The sequence below is a fragment of the Ruminococcus sp. MSJ-25 genome (assembly GCF_018917825.1).
In the GTDB taxonomy this organism is placed as follows: Bacteria; Bacillota; Clostridia; order Oscillospirales; family Ruminococcaceae; genus Hominimerdicola; species Hominimerdicola aceti.
The window spans coordinates 21,645-41,263 of record NZ_JAHLPI010000011.1 but is presented as its reverse complement, the minus strand read 5'-3'; the positions used below and the strand labels follow the sequence as shown (position 1 = coordinate 41,263).

Sequence of the window (19,619 nt, the reverse complement as noted above, 5' to 3'; positions counted from 1 at the left end):
TCCTCTCACTTATCTGAAAGTATCTTTTGTATTATTCCCTCCGCCGTGCTTTCCATTGGAAGCAGAGGGTCACTTATACCGTATTTTTCAAGCTCTGCCGCCGTCACTTCGCCTATGGAGATACACTTTGTATTCTCTGATAAGCTTCCTCCGCCACGGAAAAAGCTCCTCACTCCGCCTGCGCTAGCAAACACAGCGTAGTCATCATCTATCTTCTCGCCTGTGCTGTAAACAGGCTCGTAAATATGAACATCATCAAAGTTCAGCCCTTTTTCAGCCAATGGCTTAACAAGCTCCGCTGACCCCTCCGAGGAGCGTACTATAAGAAGCCTGTCCTCACAAGTAAGAGTGTCTGAGAGCATATTTCCAAGAGCCACGCTGTTGAATTTTTCAGGCATTATGTCCGCATAAAGCCCAGCCTTTTCAAGCTTCGCCCCAGTGCCTTTGCCTATGACAGCTATCTTCACTCCCCTTAGCTTTCTTATGTCAATACGGCTTTCTCTAAGCCTTTTCAAAAATATCTCCGCACCATTTGGACTTGTAAGAGCAACATGGCTGTAAAAGCCCTCTGAAAGCCGTGAAAAAGCTTTTTCCGTGACCTCATCGTGCAGCTCCCTAAGCTCAAATCCGCCACAGCGGTGAGCATACGCCCCAAGTGCATTGAGCGACTTTATGAGCCTCCTTGAAAGCCCCTTTGTTGCAGTGACAGCTACAGAAACTCCATACAATGGAGGCAGGTAGGTAGGCGAAAGATCAAGCCCGGCGGTTTCTCCAACTATTATCACAGCAGGCGCAGGCAGATCCTCTCTCTTCACCTTTTCAGCAATGTCGCCAAGACAGCCCTTTACAGCCCTCTGCTCAGGGGTAGCCCCCTTTGATATCACCGCCGCAGGAGTATTTTCGCCCATGCCGTTTTCAATGAGCCTGCCTGCTATCTCAGGGAGATTTTTAAGCCCCATAAGAAAAATAAGCGTTCCACCGCATTTTGCATAGCTTTCAAAATGCTCAGGGAGCAGGTCGTTCGCAGTGTGACCTGTTATAACATGAAAGCTCCTTGAAAGCCCCCTGTGACTCACCGGTATACCTGCAAGCTCAGGCACTGCCACCGAGGAAGTCACCCCCGGTATAAGGCTGAATGGTATGCCTGCGGCTTTGAGTGCAGTTATTTCCTCGCCCCCTCTGCCGAACACAAAAGGGTCGCCGCCTTTTAGCCTGAGAACAACACCGCCCTCTGCGGCTTTTTCCACAAGAAGCGTGTTTATCTCCTCCTGCGTGGAGCTGTGTCTGCCTGCACGCTTTCCAACGCATATTTTCTCCGCGCCGTCCTTGCAAAAGTCAAGCAAACGGCTGTCTATAAGGCTGTCATATATCACCACGTCACAGCTTTTCAGAGCCTCATAACCTCTCATTGTGATAAGGTCATAATCTCCACAGCCTGCTCCTGCTATTATAACTCTGCCGCTCATAGCTTATCAGTCAGCTCCTTAACAAGTTCAAATCTTTTTTCTATCTCTTTTTCGCCCTGAGCAAAATGCCCCCTGCTGTCTGAAACAGTGAGAGATATTTTTTCCCCATTTATCTCGCTGTATGCCCCCACAGGCACAGTGCAGTCCGCACCCAGAAGTTTTATCACCTCACGCTCGGTTTCAAACCTGAGCATAGTTTCCTTGTGTGATACCTGCGAAATTATCTCAGCCGCCTTGCTATCCTTCGCACATTCCACTGCAATTATAGCCTGACAAGGTGCAGGCAAAAGCTCCCAAGGTTCAAACTCTTTTACCTCGTATTCCGAAAGGGAAAGTCCCAAACGCTCCGTTCCTGCCACACAAAGTATTATGCCGTCATAAAGCCCATCAGAAAGCTTTTTAAGGCGTGTACCAACATTGCCTCTTATATCAGCAAACTTTGCGTTAGGATAAAGCCTTGCAAAGCCCCCGCGTCTACGCTGACTTCCTGTGCCAACAGTGAAAACGTCAGAATCGTTAAATGCAACGCCTTTTTTGGTCACAAGCATATCACGATAGTTCCCACGAGGGCAAACTCCCGATATCTCCAGCCCCTCGCCCAGCATAACAGGCAAGTCCTTTGCACTGTGTACCGCAAAGTCTATCTCTCCGCTTTGCAAAGCCTGTTCTATCTCCGTGACGAACACACCCTTGCCGCCTATCTTGTCAAGAGGTCTGTCAAGCTGTCTGTCGCCCTTTGTGGTGAAGGTGACTATCTCGGTATCACACTCAGGAAAAGCCGCCTTTATCATGTCAAGTACCATATAAGTCTGCGCCATTGCAAGTGGACTTTTTCTTGTGCCTGCTCTCAGTTTCATTTTCGCTCCTTTATCATCTCTATAAGCTGTTCCTCTGTTGGAAGCACGTCACTTTCAAGGCACTTTTTCAGAACCTCTGCCATAGCCTTTTTCCTAGCCTGCTCCGTGGATATATTTTCAAGGGCATAGTCACGGACTTTTCCCATGACATTGCATATATCCCCAAGCCTGCCCTCTGTCTGCGATTGGATCGTCTTTCTCAGGTGAGAAGCAAGGGTAGGGCTTTTTCCGCCTGTTGAAATGCCAATGCACACGTCCCCCTCTGTAACAATGGCAGGGAAGAAGAACGTACAGCTCTCAGGGTCATCAACTGCGTTGCATGGAATGTGCCTTTGCCTGCAAAGCTGAGAAATGTGCCTGTTTACACCGCTGTCCCCTGTGGCAGTTATCACAAATGTACTGCCGTCTATGTCGCTGTCCTTAAAAGCACGCTCAAAAAGTATTATCATGCCCCTGTCTGCAAGTTCTCTTATCTCACCGCAGGCTTTTGATGCCACCACCTTTATTATAGGCGAAAAATCAAGAAGCTTTTCGAGCTTTCTCAAAGCTACCTGTCCGCCACCCACTACAAGGCATTGCATATTCTCAATATTCGCAAAAAAAGGAAAGTATGGCATCGTCATTCTCCGTATTCTTTTATTACTTCTATCACCTTGCCGAAAGTCTGTGAATCAAGCTCCGACTTTAGTCTGAAAAACAGCTCTTTCGCCGAAACTTCGCAAAGTCTTCTGTCAAGGCTCTCAAACTGCGGAAGAAAATCATGGAACATAAGCTGCTTTTCAAGCTCGTCAGTTTCCTCGTCAATGATAAGCTTCGACCTCTCCACGCTGTCAAGTTTTTTGAGATTGTTTTCTTTGGCAAGCTCCGTGAAAAAGTCCATGTCTATAAGCCTAGCCCCTGCAAGCTTTTCTACGGCAGGGTCAATATCTCTCGGCACTGCAAGGTCTATAAAAAGCTTGTTTTCATTATCACTGAGCATATCCGCCGTAACAGTGTAGTGGGGGCTTGAAGTCGCCGAAATTATGCAGTCACATTCGCCAATGCGCTCATATCTCTTTTCGTATGGTATAATCTCAAGCTTTGGGTCGTCTGAACTATATTCCAGTGCATTTCTGTGGGAACGTGCCGTCGCAAGCACAGTTACGTTCTTGTATGAAAGAAGATTTTTCAAGACCAGCGAGCCTATCTCACCGCTCGCTCCAAGAAGCATCACCCTGACATTATCCTTATAATGTGCCGCTTCCTTAGCCGCAAGAGTGGCCGTGGAAACAGAAGTCTTTGAAAGCTCCGTCTCCGTCTTTATTTTCTTCGCACAAGCGATAGCCCCTTGAAATATCATGTTCACCTCAGAGGAAAGCCCAATGCGCTCCCTTGAAAGATCATATGCACGGCGAACCTGTCCAAGTATCTCGTCCTCACCTATGACCACCGACTCTATGCCGCATGATACGCTGTAAAGCCTTTTTACCGCCGTCTTGTCTGTGAATATCATGACCTTGCGTTTGAGCTTTGCGATCTCCACTCCGCTTTGTTCGCAAAGAAGCCTTATTCCCTCCTCAGGTGTTCCACAGAAGTAAAGCTCCGTTCTGTTGCAGGTGCATATAAGCACAGGTGAAAGGTCCTTTACGTCAAAAAGCAGCTTTTCACACTGAGCGCTGTCAAATGTGAAAAGGCTGCGAAAGGCTTGTCCGCAAAGCTTGTGATTTATGCTTATGCAGGTGAAATTTTTCATTTTTCTGTGTTATCTCCTGACTTTTCGGGATAAAGTGCGTCATAGTCAAGCTTGGTGAATCTGTGATATGTTATGCCGCCCAGATCGTTCTGCAAACAGTATCTACAGCCGTCAGGCTCTCCGTCTGGGAAGTATGCAAGCAGGTCAAATTCATCGTCAGGTGCAGCAGTTATAACGGCGTTCTTATTGTACTTTCTGAATATCTCAGCCGCTCTTTCAAGAGAACACCCCTCTTTTACCGCTCCGATAAACTCCACAAGGAACGGGCTTGCCTCCACCTTTTCGTGGATAGCCCTCACGCTCTCCTCTGATACCGTAACAGCTATCCTGCCGTCCTGAGCAAGCGAAGCCTTGCATGAAAGTATCTCGCTTTTGTATTCGTCTATGGCTTTTATCATTTTCTCAGCCGTAAGCTCGCCCCCTGTTATGGCGTTGAGGGAGTCAAGAGGATAAAAAAGCGTCACCGCATTAGGGGTAAACCCAAGCTTTATCTGCGACTCTTTTATAGTATCAGTTATATTCTGTTCAAGCTTTATAAGCTCTGTCATGAAAATTCTCCTTTATACATAATTCCTATAGGCTTTGTATGCTTTTATAATATCACATATTTTTCATGTTGTCAACCTTGTTTCCTCGCCTATATATTTTTTCAGTGCATTGATATAAAATTCCGTCAGTGGATTAGAAAGTACCTTTTTGTGAGTAACTATGCCAATGCGCATCGACCCCTCCGCTTCAAGGGGAACAGCCACGATATCACTGCCGTTGAGCTTTTCGTCAATAACACCGCTGCAAATGGTGTAGCCGTTAAGACCAATAAGAAGATTGAAAAGGGTCGCACGGTCACGGACGCGGATATTCTTTGGCCGCTTTATGGTGCTTAGTATCTCCTCCGAGTAGTAGAAAGAGTTGTATTCCCCCTGCTCAAAGGACAAATAAGGGTAGGGGAGCAGGTCGTCAAGGGTCACAGACTTTTTCTGCGCAAGAGGATTTGCAGAGCCTACAAAAACGTGTGGCTTTGCAGAAAATAGCTCCGTGAATTTAAGCTCTTTGGACTTTATCTCCTTTGAAAGCACAGGCTCGTTGAAATCGTTGAGATAGAGTATGCCAAGCTCGCTTTTCATTCTCGCCACGTCCTCGATTATCTCGTGGGTCTGCGTCTCACGAATACTGAAATCATATTCATCTCCGCCAAACTCTTTTATAAGGTCAACAAAAGCGTTCACCGCAAAGGAGTAATGCTGAGTGGATATGCAAAACTGCCTTTTGCCGTGTTGCTTTCCGCAGTATTTTTCTTCAAGAAGGCTCGCTTGTTCAAGCACCTGCCTTGCATAGCCCAAAAAGACTTCACCCTCTTTTGATACCGTTATGCCCTTGTTTGTTCGTATGAATATAGTGATATTCATTTCCTTTTCAAGCTCACGGATAGCGTTAGTAAGACTAGGCTGAGAAATAAAAAGCGACTGTGCCGCCTCGCTGACAGTACCTTTCTCCGCCGTAGCCACCACATATTTAAGCTGCTGTAAGGTCATATCCCCACCCCTTTTCAGATATATCCTTATTATATAGCGTATTTATGAAATTTTCAAGTGGAAGAACGCTCCCAAACAATATAAAAGATCCGCACAGCGGCACTTTTTTTGTACGCAATGCGGATCAATTTTCTATCTCATCATCTCAATATCCTCATAAAGCCCCTCTATCTCATCTTTCAGCCGTCTTATCTCATGAAGACGATGTCGGTATTTTTCGCCGATCTCTCTCTGCTCCTCCATAGTCGGCAAAGGTATCTCACACTCCTTTAACCCCTTTGTGTGCAATACCCTTAGTACCTTTCCGCTGCGACAGCCGTCAAGCATAGCCTTTCCCTCTGCCGATGAAAGATAAGCCGCAATATAGTAAGGGTCAGCCTTCTCCTTGTCAAGTCCTATCCTTATAAGCGTTGGTGAAACAAGAAGCTTTCTGTCCCCCATATCGCCTGCACATACCACCTTGAAATTCTTGTCCGTGGTGGACAGTATCACATCTCCGTCCTTTATGGCATATTTCTCAAAACGATTGCTGTCATAAACTATCTCAATGCAGTTTTCTGCAATAACGCCGTCGTCAATGTCCACAAGCCTTAGATATTCGCATGGCTTAGTAAACTCATTGTCCGAAATGTAGCTCTCCGCCATAAGTCCATGACTTATCTCCTTTATGATATCTCCGAAATTAACTGTATTTACATTCATTTTAGTCACCTCTATTGATTTCCATACATCTCAGACAATGCCGAGATCTCTTCTTTTACAATATCCACAGCCCTCTTTGGCGAGGTCAGCTTCACAGCTTTTCTGTTAGCTATCGCCCAGCGTACAGCCGTCTGGATATTTGCCCTGAACGTCACGTCATAGATATCATTATTACCTATGACCTTATTGCAGGTGAACTCATTCCCGAATGTATCAAGCACAAGACTTATGTCTTTCTTTTTTATGTTGATATGTACACGCTCCACAGTCCCGTCAAGCATATACCTGTTAAGATTTTTGTATTGCACAGGCTTTAGATCCCTCGGAACATTGCTAAGCGTCTTTACATCTCTCATAGAGCCGTCCTCTTCGCAGATACTCGCCTTTAGGATCTTGTCTATCCTGAAATGACGAAGATCATCGTAACGAACATCACTTGCAAGGAGATAGTAAAAGCCGTCTGCCATAACGATGCCATAAGGGCTGAGCATAACACGTTGAAGCTTTATACCGCTCTGTGGGTCGCTCTTAGTAAGAAGCTTGCCGTTCTTGTCATAATCGCTTATGGTAACATCAAGCTTCCTGTTGGTGTTCATAGCCTCTTTGATATTTTCTATCACCAAAAAAATGCTCTTGTTGCCATAGTGAAAGGTCTCTCTGAGATTGGCTTCCTTGCTCTTTGTGTTACCCGTAGATAAGATGTTTATCTTTTTTATCAGATCCCTCACATAGTCCGCAGGGAGCATTGGTGAGTATATGATGCTGTCTGCCAGAAACTCATATTCCTCAGCGGTGATGTCAGAGGCGTAGTAAATATCTGTGATGTATTTTTTATCGCTTTTATCATCATCATCGTTGTCATTGTCTGCGATGAAAACATTGCAGCTCTCATCGCCTATTATGCTCTTCAAATGCTGAGCCACCGTCTTGCGGTTAGGCTTTATGCCAAGCTTTTCCTCAAGATAACCGCAGATCTGCTGCTGAGTAAGGGGGTGCTTTTCATCACTGTGTTCTTTGAGTATCTCAATGATCTTGTGCGAAAGCATATCTGTTTTTGTATATGACATTTTTGCCCTCCTGTTCTGTGATATCTTTCTTTCAATATATCACTTTTGCTTTATTTTGTCAATTGTATCCTTTTAACTCCTATACCCCTTTGGTATGATATTAGCATAGTCCAAACTGCTGACTACAGTGGTGACAGGCTATGCTTATTTTGATATAATAAGAAGGTAATGGACTGACGGTCACCCCCTTAGAACTAAGCGTTCGTAATAGAAAGTGTCAGCCGCCTTCTTGTTATAAAATTCGATTAAGCAGGTTGTACCTGCTGTGTTTACAGCAGCGTTCGCATCACTAACCAAAATGAATTTTAATAAGCTCCTGAGCGGAAACATTACAAAATATCAGAAAGAAGGATTTATCATGATTAGTGTAGGAATTGATGTATCAAAAGGAAAAAGTACTGTTTGCATTATGAAACCTTGCGGCGAAATACTTGAATCACCCTTTGACATTGGTCATACTGCCGATGAACTGGATTCTCTTATTTCTCTCATCAAATCATTCGATGAAGAAACCCGTGTTGTTATGGAAGATACAGGTCACTATCATCTTCCTGTTGCGACCTATTTATCTTCTCACAACATTTTTGTATGCTGTGTAAATGCCTTGCGTATGAAGAAGTTCTGCTCGCAAAGCATAAGACGAGCAAAAACCGATAAAATTGATTCGATTAAAATCGCATCTTTCGGTATTACATACTGGAACGAGCTTGTTAAGGCTTATCCCTCTAACGTTATATACGATGAACTTAAATTTCTTGCACGTCAGTATTATCAGGTTACAGGTATGCTTGTTAAATCAAAGGTGAACTTCTCCAATCTTCTTGACCAAGTTATGCCCAAAATCAATGATGTTCTTTCAAATCAAGGTGAAAATCACAAGCTGACCGAGTTTGTCAGTCGATATATTCATTTTCAGAATATTCTCGATATGGGAGAAATGAAATTTACATCTGATTACTGCAAATGGGCAAAGAAAAAGGGATACCGCTTAAACGAGCGTAAGGCAGCGGAAATCCTTGCCCTTGCTCAAAACGGTATCCCTACGCTTCCTAACTCCCAATCCGTCAAAATTGCCGTTAGTGAAGCCGTCAAGCTGATCCACTCAATAGAGGAATCACGCAATACCATTTTAGCACAAATGCAGGATCTTTGCAACACCTTGCCTGAATATTCTGTTGTCAAGGAAATGGATTGTATCGGAGATACACTTGCTCCACGTATCATTGCTGAAATTGGCGATGTACGCAGATTCAAAAACAAGCACTCTCTCATTGCCTATGCAGGCATTGACGCTCCGCCTTATCAGTCGGGTGCATTCCACGCTTCTGAGCGTCATATATCCAAGCGTGGAAACAGTTATCTGCGAAAAACAGGCTACGAGATCATGCAATCCTTAATCAAACACAAACCTGCCGACAATGCTGTCTATGACTTTATTCAGAAGAAACGCAGCGAAGGGAAATGCGGCAAAGAAGCAATGATTGCGGGGCTTAACAAATTCCTTCGAGTTTACTACGGCAAGGTTATGGAGTTTTACTCCGAACATTGATTGTAGTCTCAGGTACATACTCATCGGGCGTTTGAATACTTCCTTCAAACGTCAGCTTTGCTATATCGTTTTTTCCTTTGCTTCTTTTCTCAACTTTGTTCATTTTGCCTATTGATTTTTCTTAGCAGGTTTCTTTTTGTGTTGCTCTTATCATACCACCCACCATGAGTAAAATTTCGGATATTAAAAACTTCCGCTATGTCCACATTTTTGAACATTCCAGGTGCTATAATGCAGATACAGACGAAAAACAAGAATGAGAAAAGACCACGGAGGCGGATTTTTATGCGTTGTTACAGAGCAAGATGTATACTCGAAGAGTCTATTATCAGAAGAACAAGAGATAATGAAGAAGAGTACGATACATTCTTTGATGAGAAAAACCAGCTTATAAACGAGTTCAATGAAATGGCACGTACCATGTCCAACAGAAGCTGTGCCTTTATATCAAGCGCCGTAAAAGATCAGGCGATCATAGGGGTAATGATGACAGACATTGAGGCCGACGTAAAAGCCTATGTAAAGAACTTCTTTTCATTTATAAAGCTTGAGTGCGTGGATATAAGCTTCGAGGAAATAACAGTGGAAACGTTCAAAAGAATGATCCCCAACGGCTATCATGATAATTTCAAGTTCGATGAAGACCTGCTGAATGATTATGAACTGGACGACCTGTTCAGTAACTATAGAAGATCGTACATAAGCGAAAATATCACAAAGTCCATTGATAAAAAAGACGCTCTCGCCGTAGCAAAAAAATATCTCTGCTCAGATACCTTTGAACCTGAGCTTAAGAGAATATTCAGAAAGAACAGCGTCGGTGTGACAAAAGGCATACCGGTACATTATTTGATCCAAAGCGATAATGCCCATAGGCTTGCCGATACCCTTGTAAGCGTCCTGTATTCAAATAACAGACTAGGCTGTGCAAGATATACCGTCCTCGACCTTTATAATTTATCAGCCCGAAGCTCAGATATCCGTGAACTGTTCCGTGTCTGCAGCGGCTCTACCATCATAATGAATTGTTGTGGTTTAAAGTGTACCAACAGCGATAATTGTACAGCCGATGAAACTATCCCTGATATCCTCTTTGACCTCATCAATGCCTACAAAAACGAGATACAGTTTATTTTTACCTTTTCAAATGACGGACCTTCTCTCCCTGACGCCGTGGAAGAAAAGCTCGGCGCTATCACATTCGTGAAGCTTGCGGACGATACTGTAGAAAACGAAGATGCACATAAATATCTCAGAAAGCTTTGCAGAGAAGAGAATACCTCCTGCGATAAAGACCTCCTTTCCCTGTGCGCAAAGGATACCCCATATAGAGCAAGCGAGCTTATGGGTATGTACGATACTTGGTATTCAAATGTCCTGAAAACAAAGATCTATCCCCAGTATTCAAACTTCAAAAAGCTTTATGACAGGGAAGAAGCCAAGGAAATAAAAGGCTCTGCCTACAGCGAGCTTCAGGAGCTTATCGGACTTGATTCCGCCAAGAGCGTTATCGAAAAGGCGATAACATATTCAAAGGCGCAGAAAATTTTTGCCGATAAGGGCATGAAAGAAAGCCGAACAGCCATGCATATGGTGTTCACAGGCAATCCCGGCACAGCAAAGACCACAGTTGCAAGGCTGTTTGCAAGAATACTCAAAGAAAACGGTGTGCTTTCCAAAGGCGACCTTATCGAGTGCGGACGTTCCGACCTTGTTGGAAAATATGTTGGCTGGACAGCCGTTCAGGTGAAGAATATGTTCAAGAAAGCTAAAGGCTCAGTGCTTTTTATCGACGAAGCCTATTCCCTCTGCGATGATCGCTCTGGCTCTTATGGCGATGAAGCCATAAACACTATCGTGCAGGAAATGGAGAACAACCGTGACGATATGGTAGTCATTTTCGCAGGCTATCCAAAGGAAATGAACGACTTCCTCGACCGCAACCCTGGCCTGAGGTCAAGGATAGCGTTCCATGTCAATTTTGAGGACTATACCGCCGAGGAGCTTCTTAGTATCGTCCATCTTATGGCAAAAAACAATGAACATAAGCTTGCCGACGACGTTGACGAAACGCTCCTGCCTTTTCTTGAAAGGGTCTGCAAGAAGCCGAATTTCGGCAACGGCAGGTTTGCAAGAAATCTTATAGAGGGAGCACTGTTTGGTCAGGCACTCAGGCTCACAAGGCAGAATTTCAGTACCATGACAATGGACGATATCGTGACCCTAAAAGCCCGTGACTTTGACCTCACCGAGGACGATACCCTCGAAGAAGAGCCAAAGCATATAGGATTTAACAGATAAAGAAAGGATAATTTTTTATGGCAAAAATTTTTACACAGGATATGGCAAAAAGAATGGTAGCTCATCAGATAAAGACTTCCTATAACTCGGGCTATCAAGTATTTATGATACCGGAGGGCTTTACAACGATAGGAAAAAGCGCCTTTGAAAATATGGATATCGACAATGTAATATTCCCTGCGTCCCTGGAAGTTATCGAGGATAACGCCTTTAAAAGCTGCAGCCTGCGAGAGGTGCGTTTTCCTGAACAGGTCAGATACATAGGCAACAGTGCCTTTGAGGATTGTGTATCCCTCCACAATGTCGAGTTTGAGTATGACCTTATAGAATATATAGGCGACCGTGCTTTCTATAACTGCATAAGTCTGCCTGACCCTAACAGCATATACAGCATCGAAATACCGAGGAGCGTAAAATATATCGGCAGAGACGCTTTTGCACGTTCAGAGAGCTTTTATGAAGACGAACACCTTGACTTGACTATACTCTCAAACCCTGATATAAAGATCGACTGCTGCTACGCCCACGAGCCTATAGACCTTTCTGCCTTTGCCACGAAGCCAACAGCACAACACTTCGTAGAGTATGGCGTAATAAGTGCCAATGAGCAGTATGGCGGCGAAAGATATGTTTTTACTGGATATAATGCCAAAGAGCTTTACGCAGATTATATCCTTAACCGAAAAGACCCATATGAAGATTTTATTGCAAGAATACCCGAGGGCGTTACGTTTATATGCGATAATGCTTTTCAGAATATGCCTGTTGACGAGGTGATATTACCAAATTCTCTTCAAGCTATCGGCGAGGAAAGCTTCTCAAACACTAATATCTCAGAAATAGTTATCCCACCAAACGTTGAGAGTATCGACCGTTTTGCATTTGCCCGTAATGAATTTCTTGAAAAAGTTACCATGAACAGCGACAAAATATCCAAAATGGATGCGTGGTTTGATAATTGCCTGAGCCTTGAAAGCATAACCATTCCGCCTTGTATCAAAGAGATCACAAGCTATACATTTGACAACTGCATCAATTTAAAAAATATCGAGATAAGCGAGGGCGTTGAGAAAATAAAGTGTAATGCCTTTGACAACTGCAAAAGCCTTAAAAAACTCGTTCTCCCTACCACCATAAAGACCCTTGAAAATGGCTGGGACATAGGACTTAATACAGGCAAAACAGGAGAAGTGACCGAAATAATATTCAAAGGCCACGAGGATTGGAAAATACCAAAAGGCTATCATATCAAAAGCTATAAGGACGGCAAGCTGGATATAGGCAAGTGTTTTCCTGAGGGAGGCAACAACCCTGCAAAAATAAAATATTTCACCACCGAAGAAATGCTTGAAGAAATAGAAGAGCTTTATAACAGAGCTGTAAGGTATGAGGAAGGCAACCCCGACAGAAAATATGATGATGAAATGAACAGATATTGGCATATAACAGCTTTTTATAAAGATGTATATGTTTCAAGCTTCCCTGCAGGCGACCATGTAGGTGAATCTTATCACCATTTCACCATTGGCGGAAACACCCGAAAGAAGCTTGAATATATTCTTTCCCACCGAGAGGGCATACTCTTTTCGTTCATAGAAACATACCTGCCTGATGTGGATATGTACTGTATTTACTGTGACGATGAGGAGTTCGATTGCGATCAGGACGATGTAGCCTATAATATAGAGGACACTTTCTTTATGAGAAAATACGCTCCCAGCCTTAAAGAACTTCCAATGAACCTTATCACCAGACTTAGACTATGTGAGGAGCGTAAAAGATGATATATGTAGTTGGCGACCTCCACGGAGATCTTTCAAAAATAAAAAAGCTCCATGAGGATAAGAAGCTTAGTAAAAGCGATACAGTTATCCTCCTCGGAGATACCGGACTATCAAGCACATATGAAATGTTTGCCACAAGCCTTAAAAAACAGCTTGCGGCTATCCCCACAAATTTTCTCTGCGTCCGAGGAGAATTTGACGCACTGAATTACACAACCTATACAGAATCAGAGCGTTGGCATCTTCATATAACAAATGGCAAGATACACGATAACAGCTATAAACAGAAAATATGGAACTGTGGCAAAGGTGATTATGAAGAAGCCTATCCCAATATCCTCTATGCCAATGACGGCGAGATATTTGTTATCGAGGATAAAGCTATCCTCACCATAGGCGGAGCTTGTATGCAGAATAAACAGTGGCGGTCAGATATCTTTGGCATAGAGTTTATCCCCGATAAGCCTCAAAAAGTGGTCAAAGATAAAGCAAAATTCAATCTCGAGCAGTATGGCTGGAAAGTGGACTATGCTGTAACCCATACCTGCCCCTATGAGTATAGACCAACAGACCGCTATATCCCCGACCTGAACACCGCCAAGTGCTTCAAACGGCATTATGATAACGAAAAGTTTCTTTCCAAAATAAGAAATAAGCTTGTCTATGAAATGTGGCTCTGCGGACATTTCCATTTAGATCGTACTGTGGGCAACGTGAGATTTCTCTATGACGATATCTATGAGATAAAATAAAGCGCAGGCACTATGGAGCATACGCCCTGTAGTGCCTGCTTCCGTCATTTTTGACCCTCACAAAATCAAGTTCATCAAGCCCGAACAGCCTTGTAAGCTCCGCCAACATCTCCTCACTGTTCAGCGCAGGATTAAGATATATCACAGCCTTGCCGCCCTTTATTTCCACTCTGCCCCGAGGATAATAATTGTACTCTTGCCCATGTGTTACGTTTTTCGGCAGTCCCTCCCAAGTCAGCCTGTGATTGAAATTATCCCCCGACTTTGAGTTAAGTCCACTGCCGTCACCAATAACATTTCCCGATTTGTCGCACTCTAACTTCTTTGTATATAATTCACCCTCGATAAGCCAGAATATTCCCTTGTATATCATATTATTCAACTCAATATGATAATACCGCTTCCTATGTCCAAAATTGCACACATAGGTTGTGCTATGATTATATCAGACAAAGGAGGTGAAAGTTATGGCACAATACAATGTACAGTTTTCCATTGACGGTCGCAGAACGCAGGAGATCGTGTCAGCATACAACACCAATGATGCGAGAAAAATAATCGAAGCACGATACATCGGCGCAAAGATCGTTATATGGGGTGTAACAAAGCTCTGATTTGTTCGGTCGGTCAGGGGCAGAGTGTAAAACACTCCGCCCTTGCTTGACCGAATAACGAAAGGAAGTGTCTATGGTAACATCAGAATCAGTTGAAAAGAACAACGAAGAATGGTACAACAAAACCGTGCAGATATTTGAACGCTCGTACCGCACAGACGCAAGCTTTGTGATATCTCACATAAAGTCTGCTCAGAAAAAGTTCACCTACCAAGGCTATCTTATCACAGCCACAAAAGGGAAGCCCCTCAAAGTCTTTTCGGGCGATAGTGAAGCCATAGAAAAGCAGTTGCAAAACAGCAAGATACCATATTCACAGCTTATCACAGTGCAAAATAACAGGTCCTTGCAAACTGCCTATATAGCCTATACCAAGGATAAACAAAAGCTCACAGAAGTCCTGAACAACAGCGGCTTCACCGCCATAGAAGATGTGGACAGCTTTATGTCAGACTATGACAAAGTAATGATAAGAGTTGCCGAAAACATCTCACAACGGCATTTGTTCGACAGCATAGGACTATGGTAGGGAGGTGACAGCATCGTGACGATCACCCGCGAGAGAAGCCCACCGGATTTGGTGTGCTTGACTAAAAAATCCCCCGCCCTTGACTTTCACTTTATGAGTACGGCTGTCTTTATATTCTAATTTTAATGACAAAGCTTTTTAAAGGTATCCAATTAATAGCATTGTTAACAAAGCAGAAATCAAATAACTTTTATTCTTCCGGCTTATAAACTTTTACAACCTTATTCTCTTTAAATAAATATATTCTATCACATTTTTCACATCTCCATACATCATATTGAGGATATGGAACATCTAAAAAATATATCCACCCCTTTTTTTCAAATTCAGACCATTCACGATCAGAGTACACATAATACTCTGTATCGTTAGGGTCAAGCTGATTTGTGAGCATATTCCCACATCGACATACAAATCTCATATTATCTCTCCTATAAATTGTATATTTTTAGTAGCTGCATATTCCGCATACAACATTCAAAATTGCCGAAAACAGGGCGTTTGTGACCTCGGTGTATTGGTGCTGGGGGATATTTTTATCCTCGCATATCGCCGCAACTTCGTCGTTCCAGCTTCCCATTCCTGCGAAAACGCAGGCGGACAAAGCGCCGTTCAGCACGTTGTCAAGGCGGTCGGTATCATTCAAAAGACGGTGGGCTTCTTGAAAATCTTCTTCAAAGCCGTGATAGCCGATAGTATCGCAAAGCTTTTGTGCGCTTTGTATCGCATTTTTCAGATCGGATATACATTGTTTGATATCGGGACTGCTTGGGCAGACCTTGTAAAAAAGCGCTTTCTTCACTCCGCTTATCTCACGGTATGTTACATACCAATGGGTGTCTTGCCAAACTCTTTTGATCGTCCAAATGCTATGCTTGCTTTTGAATTTTGTTTCAAAAAAGCAAATCTTATCAAACTCAAATGCGCTTTCGGGCAGGGCAAGTTGATCGCCGTTTCGGACAATCGAAACGCCCTGCAAACCACGGCTTTTAAGTTTTTGACAAAAATGTGCAGGGGAAAATATCGTCTCGCCGTCAGCAAAAATAAACCTAGTCTTGTAAAGGTTATCGCAGGCAGGCGAGGGGGTGTTCGTGCTGTTTGTGCAGGACGTTTTTATGATATCGTAAATTTGTATCTCGAAATTTAAAAGCTGTTTCAATGTTGTTCTCCGAGGGCAAAGTTTGTGTTATGATCTTAAACGACTATTCTTCCGGCTTATATACTTTTACTAAATTGTAAGAATCATCAAACAAAGTTATTCTGCCACATTTTTCGCAATGCCAAACATTATAGCGAGGATAGGGAATGTCCAAAACGTGTATGTATTCGTTTTTCTGTATCTCACACCATTCTCTGTCTGAATAAACATAATATTCCGTATCGTTAGGGTCAAGCTGATTTGTAAGCATATTTCCACATCGACAGTATACTCTCATATTCATTTCTCCTATGCACTATTTATGTTATATATTTACTGTGATTTCAAAATGACGGATAATGTATATCATCTTCAAGAACACCTCTGCCGACAACTTTATTTTCACAGTATACAAGAAAATTTGTCCCCGCAGCATAGTCCTTGTCAAGCAGTCCATACTTTACAAAAGAAAGTATCCCTTTCGAGGTGCATTTATCGACCTTTTCGATAGTGTATAAAGCTGCGGCTATCATCGGCGAAATTGCGATATCATTTTTATCTACAAAACACAGTATTATGACAGTATCTTCTATGATCCAAAAATTAGGGTGTTTGACATTCTTCTGATCCCATACTATTTTATATTTTGCTCTTTTTTCGGGAACATAATGCTTGCTGACTTTAACATATGGGTGGTCGAAACTTCTTATAGTACGGATACCTATATGTGAAGAAACTGTATTTTCATATTTAATAGCTGGCAGTGCGACCAAAGATGCATTGCATAAGGCATTTAACCAGAATTGCCTGCTGTCTTTTTTTAGTTTGATCTCGTGTCCGCACTTTGAACAAAAATCCGTCATAAAACGAAGTTCTCTTCTTTTGAAGTTTATTGGAATTATTTCTCCACACCATGGACATCTTGGTGCAAACATATCAACACCCCCACATTAGTTAATATGCATAACACATATTTGAACGTTGAAGGATTGCCCTGCTTTCCAGGTACTTCAACCTTCGTAAGTTCAACATCGACTTCTTCATTGTCATCAAGGCCGTCATCATCCGTGTCAGCTTTCATATAATCGGTATTAACAATTTTGCAATTTGAGCTTACAATAAGTCCGCTCATTTCTTCAATATCTGTAAAACCGTCACCATCAGTGTCTGTTTCTCCAACAAAGGTCTTAGGACCTATTTCATTGCAGCTTTGATTTATTTCAGCAGCGGTTTTAGCAGAGTATACCTTGCCGCCTGTCAGCTGTGCATAACCTATCAATGCAGCTGTATTAAAATCACCAATACAGAAAAAGTAAATAGGTATCTTGTTATTAATTGCAAGCTTAAGAAATCTACTGTCAACTGATACACTGCTGTCAGTAATAAAAATAATTTTAGAGTTATACCCCATAGCCTCATCATTGAGTATAACTGCTGCTAAACCAATTCCATAACTAGCATTAGCAGTTCTGCTGTAATAAATCGGATCCCATTTCAACGCACTTTTGACACTCGTAAAATCGGTGTTCATTCCACCAGCATTCTGGTAGGTCAAAAAGCTCATAATATCTGAATCCGACATTGAGTCTACAATATTACTAACTATAAGTTCATTTCGATTTGCGTTATTAACATTATATATATTTGAACTTTTTGATAATACTCAATTGCATCTTCGTATCTGCTGAGTGACATACAAACATTTGCAGCACACTGATACGCATCTGCACAGTTCTCATCGAGTTTTATAGCTGATAAAGAAAGACTGAACGCCTCTTGTAATTGCCCATTATAAAAGGAAGTTTCCGCATTTGAAATTAATTCTGCAAGTTGATCTTTTTTGTCCATTGGCATCCAAATCATCCCCTTACGTAACATCGGTTTTTTTCAGTTCGTTTATTAGCTCTATATCATAATCATTTGGAGCATCACTGAATGCTTTTTCTGCTAAAGTGACAGCTTCTTTTGAAATCGTAACCTCATTAGCTAAAACGTTCTCCAAAAAATTTTCAAGAGCCACCCGTTTTTCTCCATATTTCGCCAGTTCTTCAGCATCTTGCACAAGAGCATTCACAAGAGAGTCGTCATGAAATTGCATAGAGATATTTTTGAAGAACATATCATATGCGTCTTTTACCATTTTAATCTCCTCTCATAATTAGCGATTAATAGGAAAGCCAGTTACTATCCCTTCACCGCCTGGTTCAACAATCACTCTAATATCTAAACTATAACACAAGATATGAAGTTTCGTCAATCCTTAATGAATTACGCAAAGAAATATGGAGTGAGCCGAGCGAGCAGAAAATACAATAAATCACGTTCATATATATATTTCTGGCTGAAACGCTGGGACGGAAGTGTGGAGTCCCTTGCAGTTAAATCACGCCGACCGCATCATCATCCCAATGAGCATACCAAGGAAGAAATAGATCTTATCAAAAGGTATCACAAACGGAACCCGACACTTGAGCTTCCCGAACTATGGCATCGTCTCAGGAAACAAGGGTATACACGCTGTCTTGAAAGTCTTTACAGGGTTATGAAAAAACTAGGAATGCTTCCGATAAAGTCCTCAGCATCATATTTAGACGAGCAGCCGGCAAGTGTAAGCGTGAAAATGACAACCGCAAAAAGTATCAAAACGTGCCTTTTCATAAACTCTACCACCCTATGACATTCTGATTTTTTTTCGATTATATCATACCATAGCCAAAACTGTCAAGATAAAACAAAAAAAGCCCGCAGAAGTCTGCGAGCTTTTTGTGTTGCTACTATAAAATAGATGACAATAAAAATGCCAATTTGACGTCATCTATCAAGCGGTCTTATCCTACCGAGTCAGCTGTCGTTTTATATATTCCTTCCCCTCACAATCAACAAAATCCTTGGCAAACTGTTCCGCCTCCGCAAAGCTGTTCTCCAGTATCTCAAACCCCACAGCCGCAGAAAAGCTGTCGATCTCAACACGTTCGGTCTCGTCTGCGAAAACCTGTATTAAAAATCCTTCGCAAAGAACATCTCTGCCGTTCTTGTCGACCCTGCTAATGTTTATGTCGGGTGAGATCTTTATGTAAAATCCTTTGTATCTCATTTGACCACGCTCCTTAAAACTTCATCTGAAAATCATTATCTTCTTCAAAATCCTCGTCCGGTTCATCATCAAAATGCTGACTGCAAACCGACCTTTCAAGTGCCGCCCTCAGATAGCTTGTGTCCATACCGTTCGCCTCATATCCCTGCTTTATAACATTGTAATAATAACTGGTTGGCGGAGAGATCTGTCCTTTGTTCATCAAATACGCCATGCACTCTTTCTTTTCGCCGTTGACTTCTATATCAAACAACTCCTTGCGGTAAAGATTCGGGAATCCCTCATACCTATCAAGACTGTGTTCGTCACGTCCGTCTATCTCCCATATCAGAACGGGTACTTCCGACTTCTCATTCGGTACGATCGTTGCCACACCACGAAATTCAAGTTCATAGCCCTGCATCATTTCTGTGCTTACAACCTTTGAATTCGGACAGCGATGCGCCATCTGTTCAAGGTTGATGTTGCTGCCATAGGCAATGTATAATCTTTTGTATTCCAT

Annotated in this window: 24 protein-coding genes; 6 read left to right on the top strand and 18 right to left on the bottom strand. The window is 42.6% G+C overall.

Annotated features, from left to right (window positions below):
• Positions 1-5: 5 nt before the first annotated feature.
• From cobA to KQH97_RS03250, 8 genes are all read right to left on the bottom strand, one after another.
• Complete coding sequence (gene cobA / locus KQH97_RS03285; protein WP_216552708.1) at positions 6-1,466, bottom strand: uroporphyrinogen-III C-methyltransferase; 1,461 nt, start codon at positions 1,464-1,466, stop codon at positions 6-8.
• Positions 1,463-2,323 carry a hydroxymethylbilane synthase gene (gene hemC, locus KQH97_RS03280; RefSeq protein WP_216552706.1) on the bottom strand — a complete coding sequence of 287 codons (861 nt, stop codon included), beginning with the start codon at positions 2,321-2,323 and terminating at the stop codon, positions 1,463-1,465. The genes cobA and hemC overlap by 4 nt, the downstream gene beginning before the upstream one ends.
• Positions 2,320-2,940 (bottom strand): bifunctional precorrin-2 dehydrogenase/sirohydrochlorin ferrochelatase, encoded by a 621-nt coding sequence (locus KQH97_RS03275; protein WP_216552704.1) that lies wholly within the window; start codon positions 2,938-2,940, stop codon positions 2,320-2,322. The genes hemC and KQH97_RS03275 overlap by 4 nt, the downstream gene beginning before the upstream one ends.
• 2 nt (positions 2,941-2,942) lie before the next feature.
• On the bottom strand, positions 2,943-4,055 hold the full coding sequence (gene hemA, locus KQH97_RS03270; protein ID WP_216552702.1) for a glutamyl-tRNA reductase: 1,113 nt from the start codon (positions 4,053-4,055) through the stop codon (positions 2,943-2,945).
• Positions 4,052-4,603: a DUF3877 family protein gene (locus KQH97_RS03265; RefSeq protein ID WP_216552700.1), complete on the bottom strand. Its 552-nt coding sequence runs from the start codon at positions 4,601-4,603 to the stop codon at positions 4,052-4,054. Before KQH97_RS03265 ends, hemA begins: the two co-directional genes overlap by 4 nt.
• A 63-nt stretch (positions 4,604-4,666) precedes the next feature.
• Positions 4,667-5,587: a LysR family transcriptional regulator gene (locus KQH97_RS03260; RefSeq protein ID WP_022287091.1), complete on the bottom strand. Its 921-nt coding sequence runs from the start codon at positions 5,585-5,587 to the stop codon at positions 4,667-4,669.
• A 132-nt stretch (positions 5,588-5,719) separates the two neighbouring features.
• Entirely contained in the window at positions 5,720-6,289 is a 570-nt protein-coding gene (locus KQH97_RS03255; protein ID WP_216552698.1) for a restriction endonuclease subunit S, read from the bottom strand.
• Positions 6,290-6,300: 11 nt separating this feature from the next.
• The gene (locus tag KQH97_RS03250; protein WP_216552696.1) at positions 6,301-7,356 is read right to left on the bottom strand and encodes a YafY family protein; all 1,056 of its coding nucleotides are present in this window, start codon (positions 7,354-7,356) and stop codon (positions 6,301-6,303) included.
• A gap of 358 nt (positions 7,357-7,714) precedes the next feature.
• Here KQH97_RS03250 and KQH97_RS03245 point away from each other — a divergent pair, with 358 nt between their 5' ends.
• The 4 genes from KQH97_RS03245 (at position 7,715) to KQH97_RS03230 (ending at position 13,742) form a co-directional block, all read left to right on the top strand.
• Complete coding sequence (locus KQH97_RS03245) at positions 7,715-8,905, top strand: IS110 family transposase (RefSeq protein WP_038670590.1); 1,191 nt, start codon at positions 7,715-7,717, stop codon at positions 8,903-8,905.
• A 285-nt stretch (positions 8,906-9,190) separates the two neighbouring features.
• Complete coding sequence (locus tag KQH97_RS03240; protein ID WP_216552694.1) at positions 9,191-11,206, top strand: AAA family ATPase; 2,016 nt, start codon at positions 9,191-9,193, stop codon at positions 11,204-11,206.
• Positions 11,207-11,223: 17 nt separating this feature from the next.
• Positions 11,224-12,990, top strand: a complete 1,767-nt coding sequence (locus KQH97_RS03235) for a leucine-rich repeat domain-containing protein (protein WP_216552692.1) — start codon at positions 11,224-11,226, stop codon at positions 12,988-12,990.
• Entirely contained in the window at positions 12,987-13,742 is a 756-nt protein-coding gene (locus tag KQH97_RS03230) for a metallophosphoesterase (protein ID WP_216552690.1), read from the top strand. Before KQH97_RS03235 ends, KQH97_RS03230 begins: the two co-directional genes overlap by 4 nt.
• Positions 13,743-13,752: 10 nt before the next feature.
• On the opposite strand, the gene KQH97_RS03225 is transcribed toward KQH97_RS03230, so the two are convergent.
• Positions 13,753-14,115: a hypothetical protein gene (locus tag KQH97_RS03225; protein WP_118160249.1), complete on the bottom strand. Its 363-nt coding sequence runs from the start codon at positions 14,113-14,115 to the stop codon at positions 13,753-13,755.
• A gap of 94 nt (positions 14,116-14,209) precedes the next feature.
• On the opposite strand from KQH97_RS03225, the gene KQH97_RS03220 reads away from it, so the two are divergent.
• Positions 14,210-14,356: a hypothetical protein gene (locus tag KQH97_RS03220; RefSeq protein WP_181982541.1), complete on the top strand. Its 147-nt coding sequence runs from the start codon at positions 14,210-14,212 to the stop codon at positions 14,354-14,356.
• 73 nt (positions 14,357-14,429) lie between these two features.
• Positions 14,430-14,885: a hypothetical protein gene (locus KQH97_RS03215; protein WP_216552688.1), complete on the top strand. Its 456-nt coding sequence runs from the start codon at positions 14,430-14,432 to the stop codon at positions 14,883-14,885.
• A gap of 190 nt (positions 14,886-15,075) precedes the next feature.
• On the opposite strand, the gene KQH97_RS03210 is transcribed toward KQH97_RS03215, so the two are convergent.
• From KQH97_RS03210 to KQH97_RS03170, 9 genes are all read right to left on the bottom strand, one after another.
• Positions 15,076-15,306, bottom strand: coding sequence for a hypothetical protein (locus KQH97_RS03210; protein ID WP_117859263.1), 231 nt, complete (start codon positions 15,304-15,306; stop codon positions 15,076-15,078).
• 27 nt (positions 15,307-15,333) lie between these two features.
• The gene (locus KQH97_RS03205) at positions 15,334-16,044 is read right to left on the bottom strand and encodes a hypothetical protein (RefSeq protein WP_216552686.1); all 711 of its coding nucleotides are present in this window, start codon (positions 16,042-16,044) and stop codon (positions 15,334-15,336) included.
• Between the two features lie 43 nt (positions 16,045-16,087).
• Positions 16,088-16,321 (bottom strand): hypothetical protein, encoded by a 234-nt coding sequence (locus KQH97_RS03200; RefSeq protein ID WP_038670746.1) that lies wholly within the window; start codon positions 16,319-16,321, stop codon positions 16,088-16,090.
• Between the two features lie 46 nt (positions 16,322-16,367).
• A complete protein-coding gene (locus KQH97_RS03195; protein WP_148303547.1) occupies positions 16,368-16,958 on the bottom strand; it encodes a hypothetical protein in 591 nt (196 codons plus the stop codon).
• On the bottom strand, positions 16,922-17,605 hold the full coding sequence (locus KQH97_RS03190) for a hypothetical protein (protein ID WP_216552684.1): 684 nt from the start codon (positions 17,603-17,605) through the stop codon (positions 16,922-16,924). The genes KQH97_RS03195 and KQH97_RS03190 overlap by 37 nt, the downstream gene beginning before the upstream one ends.
• A gap of 20 nt (positions 17,606-17,625) precedes the next feature.
• A complete protein-coding gene (locus tag KQH97_RS03185) occupies positions 17,626-17,877 on the bottom strand; it encodes a hypothetical protein (RefSeq protein ID WP_118125335.1) in 252 nt (83 codons plus the stop codon).
• Between the two features lie 13 nt (positions 17,878-17,890).
• On the bottom strand, positions 17,891-18,163 hold the full coding sequence (locus KQH97_RS03180) for a hypothetical protein (RefSeq protein ID WP_216552682.1): 273 nt from the start codon (positions 18,161-18,163) through the stop codon (positions 17,891-17,893).
• Positions 18,164-18,856: 693 nt separating this feature from the next.
• Positions 18,857-19,117, bottom strand: coding sequence for a hypothetical protein (locus KQH97_RS03175; protein ID WP_117878553.1), 261 nt, complete (start codon positions 19,115-19,117; stop codon positions 18,857-18,859).
• Between the two features lie 13 nt (positions 19,118-19,130).
• Positions 19,131-19,619 carry a gamma-glutamylcyclotransferase family protein gene (locus KQH97_RS03170; RefSeq protein WP_117859748.1) on the bottom strand — a complete coding sequence of 163 codons (489 nt, stop codon included), beginning with the start codon at positions 19,617-19,619 and terminating at the stop codon, positions 19,131-19,133.